Below are 6,217 nucleotides of genomic sequence, written 5' to 3' on the forward strand. Positions count from 1 at the left end.
AACGTGCTCTGGCAACGCTGTCAGGGCGCGCTGGCGCGGACCACCAGCACGCGGAAACTCCCCGGCTTGAACGCCCGCCTTGGGTAGGTTTTTCCCGGCGCCGGCGGCAGCACGGCCACCTGCCTCGCCGTGGAAAGGTAGGCCGTTCTCGTCGCGGCGTCGAAGGTCATGGTTCGGGCGCCCGGTTCGGTTCCAAGGCGCTGGACGATGCGATATCCACCTCTGGGCGACGCGCCGATGACGGTCAGCGTGCCGTCGATGCTCGGCGCCAGCGCCAGAGCGTCCCGCGCATCGTAGCGCACCGCGTCGGCAAAGCCTGGCAGTTGCAGCGAGGCGACCACTTTCCCGCCGCGCGCATCGACCACCGCCAGCACGTCGTTGCGGCAGGATACGAACAGGCGCGCCGCCGCGCGGTCGATCGCGAGGCCGGTCGGCCCCGTGCAGGCGTGCGAGACGTCGATCTCGCGCAGGATGCGCATGCGCCGCGGATCGATCACCGCGATCCGGTTGGCGGATTTGAGGTTGAGATACACGCGCCCGCGCCCGTCGGCGACGATGAATTCGGGATCGGCATGGAAGGGCAGGGAGCCGACGATCCCGCCATTTGCCGGGTCGATCGCGAACAGGGTCTGGCTGACTTCGTTGGGCACGAGAACCCGCCGCGACGAGGGATCATAGGCGATCGCATCCGGCCCCTTGCCGACATCGATGGTGCGGATCGTGCGCAAGGTCTTCAGGTCGAACATGGTCACGGTGCCGGCCATTCCGGCGGTGGCGAACCCGTGGCCGAAGCGCGGCGCGAGCGCGATGCCATGCGCCCCCCGCACGTTGGCGATCGTGCCGACGAGGCGATCGGTGCGCGTGTCGATCACGTCGACCTGGTCGCCCTGGGCGGCGAAGATGCGGTGCGCCGACGGCTCATCGGCGAGGTAATCCCATTTCACCGGGCCTGCGGGCAGGGCGATCTGGCCGGCGACATGGAAGCGGGGCGTTGCGGCGCGCGCGAAGGGCGCTGCGCACAGGCCGGGCAGCAGGGCGAGAGCGAGGAGGCGCGGCTTGATCATGAAGGGTCCGTTCCGGTTTGAGGGAGCATGGCCTTCACCGATCGGACGCGCGCGGGCAAGCCTCAGTCGCGGGAATTCATCGGAACGTCATGGCGCGGGCCGGGCGGCGAACGGGCGCATGCGGTGCCGGCGCCGTGATCGGGCTGGAATTAGCGCCGAAATCGGGATTCGGGAGGGGGAGAAGACATTGAAACCAGTGGTCGGAGCGGCGGGATTCGAACCCACGACCCCCAGTCCCCCAGACTGATGCGCTACCAGGCTGCGCTACGCTCCGACAGGGGGGTCTTAGCAACTGATTCAGGGTGAGGCAATCGACCCCGGGCGCTTATCTCGGGTCGAGGCTGGCGCGCAGGGTTTCCAGCTCGTCGAGCACCGCGCGGATGGCGGTGCGCAGCACCGTGGTGGTGGCCTGGGCGCGTTCGAGTCGCCGGTCCGGCGCGGCATCGACGGGCCGCCCCGGTTCCGGCCGGGATGCGGCGGCACCGGCGAGGATCGGCAGTTCGGGCGCGTCTTCGCTGGCCTCGGACGGCAGGCCGGCCTCGGCAGTTGCGCGCATGCGCTCGGCGGCGGAGGCGGCGCGTTCCTCTTCCGAGGCGGGCGGGATCTCCCCATGCAGCAGCCCACCGCCCTCGCGGAGCAACCGCTGGACTCCCTTGATCGTATAGCCCTGGGTATAGAGCAGGTCTGCGATGCGTTGCAGCAGCACGACATCGTCCGGACGGTAGTAGCGGCGGCCGCCGCCGCGCTTGAGGGGCTTGATGCGGGGAAACTTGGTTTCCCAGAAGCGCAGCACATGCTGGGGGACATGCAACTCGTCCGCCACCTCGCTGATGGTGCGGAACGCCTCGGCTGATTTGCGCACCCGGGCGCGGCCCTGCTCGTCCTGCCGCGGATCGTCCGGCGGCGCCTCGTCGGTCAAGACCGGCCCGCCGATGACGGGGATTTGCCGGTATCGACCGCTTCGCGCAGGATCTGGCTGGGGCGGAAGACCAGCACGCGGCGCGGCAGGATCGGCACCTCGTGGCCGGTTTTCGGGTTGCGGCCGATGCGACGGCCTTTCTGGCGCACGGAAAAGGTGCCGAAGCCGCTGATCTTGATCGACTCGCCTTCGGCAAGGGCGTGCTTCATGCGGTCCAGCACCGCTTCGAGCAGCGCCGCGGATTCGTTGCGCGACAGTCCAACTGCCGCATAGATCGACTCAGCCAGTCCGGCGCGTGTCAACGTGCTCATTTTTCAAGATTAGCAAGAAAGATCGCCGGGTCAACACGGAACCGGCATCGCCGCGGCGCGGGTGAGGTGCGGCGCCGGGTCAGAACCGGAACAGCGCCGAGCCCCAGGTCAGCCCGCCGCCCAGCGCCTCGATCAGCACGAGATGGCCCGGCTGGATCCGCCCGTCCCGCACCGCCTCGTCGAGTGCGAGCGGGATCGAGGCGGCGGAGGTGTTGGCGTGCCGGTCGACCGTGACGACGACCTGTTCGGGCGACAGGCCGAGCCGCTTGCCCATCGCATCGATGATGCGGCGGTTGGCCTGGTGGGGGACCAGCCAGTCGATATCCGACTGCGAGAGCCCGTTCGCGGCGAGCGCCTCGTCCACCGCGCCGGCGAGCTTGCTCACCGCGTGGCGGAACACCTCCGAGCCCTTCATCACCAGATGCTGGGGCCGGTCGGCCTGGCCGGTCGCGCCATCGATATAGAGGATGTCGCCGTAGCGGCCATCCGAATGGATATGGGTGGAGATCAGCCCGCGATCGGCGTCGTCCTGTGCCGCGCGCAGCAGCACCGCGCCGGCGCCGTCGCCGAACAGGACGCAGGTGCCGCGGTCTTCCCAGTTGAGGATGCGGGAATAGACCTCGGTGCCGATCACCAGCACGCTGGCGCACTGGCCGGAGCGGATGAAGGCATCGGCCACCGAGACGGCGTAGACGAAGCCCGAGCAGGCCGCCGAGAGGTCGAACGCGAAGCCGCGGGTGATGCCGAGGGCGGCCTGGATGCTGACCGCGGTTGCGGGAAAGCCCTGATCCGGCGTTGATGTCGCGACGATGATGGCATCGACCGTCTCGGGCGCGGCGCCGGCATAGGCAAGCGCGCGGCGCGCGGCCTCGGCGCCCATGAAGGTCGCGGTTTCGTGCGGGGCGGCGAGGTGCCGCTGGCCGATACCGGTGCGCTCGCGGATCCAGGTATCGGAGGTGTCGACCCGTGTGGCCAGTTCGTCGTTGGTGACGATGCGTTCCGGCAGGTAGCTGCCGACCCCTTCGAAAACGGTGCGTTTCATGTCGGTCAGCCGGATGTGACAGGTGTGGATGGCGTAACGCGGAAGGCGTCGCTGGCGAGGCGCTCGCGATCGACGTGCTGGGTCAGGTCGTCGCGGATGCGGTCGTTGAAGCGGTTGACGATCATGTCCATCGCGACGTCGACGGCATGGGCGAAGCCCTCGGCGTCGGCGCCGCCGTGGGATTTGACCACGACGCCGTTCAGCCCGAGCAGGACCGCGCCGTTGTAGCGCCGCGGGTCGAGCCATTCGCGCAGGCGCGACAGGCCGGGGCGGGCGAGGAGATAGGCAAGGCGGGCGGCGATGTTGGCGGTGAAGATCCGCCGCAGCAGGTCGCCGACCAGGCGCAGCGCGCCCTCGCCGGTCTTGAGCGCGACATTGCCGGTGAAACCGTCGGTCACGACGACATCGACGGTGCCGCCGGCGATGTCGTGGCCTTCGATGAAGCCGTGGAACTGCGGCCCGATCGGGCTTTCGCGGAGCGCCTCGGCGGCGCGGCGCAGGGTTTCGTCGCCCTTCATTTCCTCGGAGCCGACATTGAGCAGGCCGATCGTCGGGTGCGGCAGGCCGAGCACGGTGCGGGCGAACAACTCGCCCATGATGGCGAATTCGACGAGGTTGCGGGCATCGCAGACGACATTGGCGCCCAGATCGAGCATCACCACGTCGCCGCGCGCCGAGGGGCCGATGGCCGCCATCGCGGGGCGGTCGATCCCGCTCATTGTCTTGAGGACGATCTTGGCGAGCGCGAGCATCGCGCCGGTATTGCCGGCCGAGACCACACCGGCGGCCTCGCCATTGGCGACGGCGTCGATCGCCCGGCGCAGCGAGGCATCCCGAAGCCGCAGGGCGGCGGTGGGTTTCAGCTCGTTGGGGATGACTTCCGTCGTCGCGCGGATGGTGACGCGGTTGCGCAGGCGCTTGCTCAGCCGGATCAGCTCGTCGAGCCGCGGCGCGTCGCCGAACACCTCGAACCGGGCGCTCGGGTGGCGCTCGGCGGCGATGTCGAGCCCGGCAATGACCACATCCGGGGCATTGTCGCCGCCCATCGCATCGACAGCGAGCACCGGGGCTCCCGCGGCGGCAAGCGGGCGATCGGGGCCCTGCGGCGGATGCGGCACGGAGGAGGCGGAGTCGGGAGGGGATCCGGTCGTCATCGGCTGTGCGGAGGCACGGACGGTGGCGACAAGGTCACGGCCGGATCAGATCCGGACCGTGCCCTTGAGATCCTTGCCGGCCGCGACGACTTCACGCCCGTCATAATGGCCGCAATGGCCGCAGACGTGATGCGGACGCTTCAGCTCGCCGCAGTTGCTGCACTCGGCATGAGCCTGCTGGCCCACGGCGTGGTGGCTGCGGCGCATGCCTTGGCGGGAGGGGGAGGTCTTGCGCTTGGGTACGGCCATGGGTCGCTCTCGGTTCTGTACGTTTCGTCGCGAAAGGTCCGGGCGCGCCAGCAGGTGACGCCCCGCGGACCGGGGGGAACGGAAAGGGGCGCTCTAGCAGAGAGAGGGGCGGAGGGCAAGATTGGCGGTGGGGCGGACTGGGCTGGGCTCAGTCCGGCCGGCGGAGCTTGGCGAGGGCGGCGAACGGGTGCGCCTGCGGCGCCGCGCCGGCATCGGGTGCTGCGGGCGGTTCCGCGCCGGGCCGGCGGGGATAGGGATCGAGGGCGAGGGCGAGCTGCTCGACGAGCAGGGCGCCGAGATCGGCCATTGTGCTGTCCAGCGCGATCTGGTCTGGCGCGTCGGGGTCCAGCATGTCGTCGTCCTCCGCCGGCGCGCCGTTGGTGACGAGCAGCAGCGCGGCGGTTTCGGCGATCGACTGCTCCACCGGTTCGAGCGAGACGATGCAGGATTGCGTGACCTCGGCCGCGAGCTCCAGCCGCGCCGCGATCCGCGGTCCGCCGGCGCGGCGCAGGTGGAAACGGCCCGACAGCGCGGCGATCGCGGGGATGCCGAAGGCGGCGGCGATGGCGGCGCGCTCTGCCGGTGTGGACTCGATGGTCAGGGTTTCAGGCTCATCGCCGAGGCGGGCGAGATCGAGGCGCCGGATGAGCGGGGCGGGGGCTGCGTCAGTCATGTTAAAACAGTGCCGCATCTTGCACGGCGAGGGAAGCTCGCTCATAGAGCCTGAACCAGCCGCAACCCGAGGATCGAGCCGCGTGCGCAGATTGGCGATCAAGCTCCGCCCATTTCTCCCCTTGCTGATGCTGCCGGCGCTCGCCGGCTGTGCCGTGTTTTCGGCGCAACCGCGCTATCGGGGCACCGCGGTGACCGAGGCGCAGCTCAAGCAGCTCACTCCCGGCGTTTCGACCGAGGCGGACGCCACCGCCCTGCTCGGTTCGCCGACGCTGCGGGAATCGTTCAACGACCACGACTGGCTTTATGTGAGCCAGGTGACGCGGCCGCGCATCGGCCAGACCCTCGGCGTCGAGAAGCAGCAGGTCGTCGTGCTGGATTTCGGCGGCGGCGGGGTGCTGAAATCGATCCGCCGGGTTGGCAAGAAACAGGCGGTGAATGTGGCGATGGCGGGTGGCAGAACGCACGCGCCGGGCGGCCATGCAGGTTTCCTGCAGCAGCTTGTCGGCGGTGTCGGGCATTATAACCCGGGCCTTGGCGCCGGACAGTCCGGCGGCCTGGGCGGAGCGAGCGGATTCTGATCGCATGATCGGGCGGCGCGGCATTCTGGCCGGAACCGGGACCGTGGCGGCGCTGGCGATGGCCGGGACCGCCCGCGCCTCGACCTCGGTGCTCGGCATGGCTGAGCCCGTCACCAGCCTGCCGCCCGGATCGGAGGCGCCGCAGCTGAACGACGTGGTGGCGCCGGGGTGGCGGCGGGACGTGCTGATCCGCTGGGGCGATCCCGTGCTGCCCGGCGCGCCGCC

The 6,217-nt window shown here is 69.9% G+C and carries 8 protein-coding genes, 1 tRNA gene and 1 pseudogene; 2 read left to right on the plus strand and 8 right to left on the minus strand.

The features are described from left to right. Positions 1–20: 20 nt before the first annotated feature. The 8 genes from ACIDOCELLA78_RS000000109800 to ACIDOCELLA78_RS000000109835 all read right to left on the minus strand — a co-directional run bounded on the left by ACIDOCELLA78_RS000000109800 (position 21) and on the right by ACIDOCELLA78_RS000000109835 (position 5,412). Positions 21–1,064, minus strand: a complete 1,044-nt coding sequence (locus tag ACIDOCELLA78_RS000000109800; RefSeq protein WP_201729418.1) for a YncE family protein — start codon at positions 1,062–1,064, stop codon at positions 21–23. Between the two features lie 197 nt (positions 1,065–1,261). Beyond that, positions 1,262–1,338: transfer RNA gene (locus ACIDOCELLA78_RS000000109805), tRNA-Pro, on the minus strand. 51 nt (positions 1,339–1,389) lie between these two features. Further along, a complete protein-coding gene (locus ACIDOCELLA78_RS000000109810; protein ID WP_201729419.1) occupies positions 1,390–1,983 on the minus strand; it encodes a MerR family transcriptional regulator in 594 nt (197 codons plus the stop codon). Further along, positions 1,980–2,294, minus strand: a complete 315-nt coding sequence (locus ACIDOCELLA78_RS000000109815; RefSeq protein ID WP_201729420.1) for an integration host factor subunit alpha — start codon at positions 2,292–2,294, stop codon at positions 1,980–1,982. The genes ACIDOCELLA78_RS000000109810 and ACIDOCELLA78_RS000000109815 overlap by 4 nt, the downstream gene beginning before the upstream one ends. A 79-nt stretch (positions 2,295–2,373) precedes the next feature. After that, positions 2,374–3,336 carry a beta-ketoacyl-ACP synthase III gene (locus tag ACIDOCELLA78_RS000000109820; protein WP_201729421.1) on the minus strand — a complete coding sequence of 321 codons (963 nt, stop codon included), beginning with the start codon at positions 3,334–3,336 and terminating at the stop codon, positions 2,374–2,376. A gap of 5 nt (positions 3,337–3,341) precedes the next feature. After that, positions 3,342–4,382 (minus strand): phosphate acyltransferase PlsX, encoded by a 1,041-nt coding sequence (gene plsX, locus ACIDOCELLA78_RS000000109825; protein WP_214006286.1) that lies wholly within the window; start codon positions 4,380–4,382, stop codon positions 3,342–3,344. A gap of 153 nt (positions 4,383–4,535) precedes the next feature. Continuing rightward, the gene (gene rpmF / locus ACIDOCELLA78_RS000000109830) at positions 4,536–4,739 is read right to left on the minus strand and encodes a 50S ribosomal protein L32 (RefSeq protein ID WP_174503934.1); all 204 of its coding nucleotides are present in this window, start codon (positions 4,737–4,739) and stop codon (positions 4,536–4,538) included. 148 nt (positions 4,740–4,887) lie between these two features. Then, positions 4,888–5,412, minus strand: coding sequence for a DUF177 domain-containing protein (locus tag ACIDOCELLA78_RS000000109835; protein ID WP_201729422.1), 525 nt, complete (start codon positions 5,410–5,412; stop codon positions 4,888–4,890). A gap of 127 nt (positions 5,413–5,539) precedes the next feature. Here ACIDOCELLA78_RS000000109835 and ACIDOCELLA78_RS000000109840 point away from each other — a divergent pair, with 127 nt between their 5' ends. Both ACIDOCELLA78_RS000000109840 and ACIDOCELLA78_RS000000109845 read left to right on the plus strand, forming a co-directional pair. After that, positions 5,540–5,992: an outer membrane protein assembly factor BamE gene (locus ACIDOCELLA78_RS000000109840; RefSeq protein WP_249676430.1), complete on the plus strand. Its 453-nt coding sequence runs from the start codon at positions 5,540–5,542 to the stop codon at positions 5,990–5,992. 4 nt (positions 5,993–5,996) lie between these two features. Continuing rightward, positions 5,997–6,217: pseudogene (locus ACIDOCELLA78_RS000000109845) on the plus strand (phosphatase); the annotation flags it as partial.

The organism is Acidocella sp. C78 (genome assembly GCF_907164655.1).

What these genes read in the sequence shown, in the direction of transcription:
- ACIDOCELLA78_RS000000109800 (WP_201729418.1), bottom strand. Translation starts at nt 1,064, where the DNA reads ATGATCAAGCCGCGCCTCCTCGCTCTCGCCCTGCTGCCCGGCCTGTGC.
- ACIDOCELLA78_RS000000109815 (WP_201729420.1), bottom strand. Translation starts at nt 2,294, where the DNA reads ATGAGCACGTTGACACGCGCCGGACTGGCTGAGTCGATCTATGCGGCA.
- ACIDOCELLA78_RS000000109820 (WP_201729421.1), bottom strand. Translation starts at nt 3,336, where the DNA reads ATGAAACGCACCGTTTTCGAAGGGGTCGGCAGCTACCTGCCGGAACGC.
- plsX (WP_214006286.1), bottom strand. Translation starts at nt 4,382, where the DNA reads ATGGGCGGCGACAATGCCCCGGATGTGGTCATTGCCGGGCTCGACATC.
- rpmF (WP_174503934.1), bottom strand. Translation starts at nt 4,739, where the DNA reads ATGGCCGTACCCAAGCGCAAGACCTCCCCCTCCCGCCAAGGCATGCGC.
- ACIDOCELLA78_RS000000109835 (WP_201729422.1), bottom strand. Translation starts at nt 5,412, where the DNA reads ATGACTGACGCAGCCCCCGCCCCGCTCATCCGGCGCCTCGATCTCGCC.
- ACIDOCELLA78_RS000000109840 (WP_249676430.1), top strand. Translation starts at nt 5,540, where the DNA reads ATGCTGCCGGCGCTCGCCGGCTGTGCCGTGTTTTCGGCGCAACCGCGC.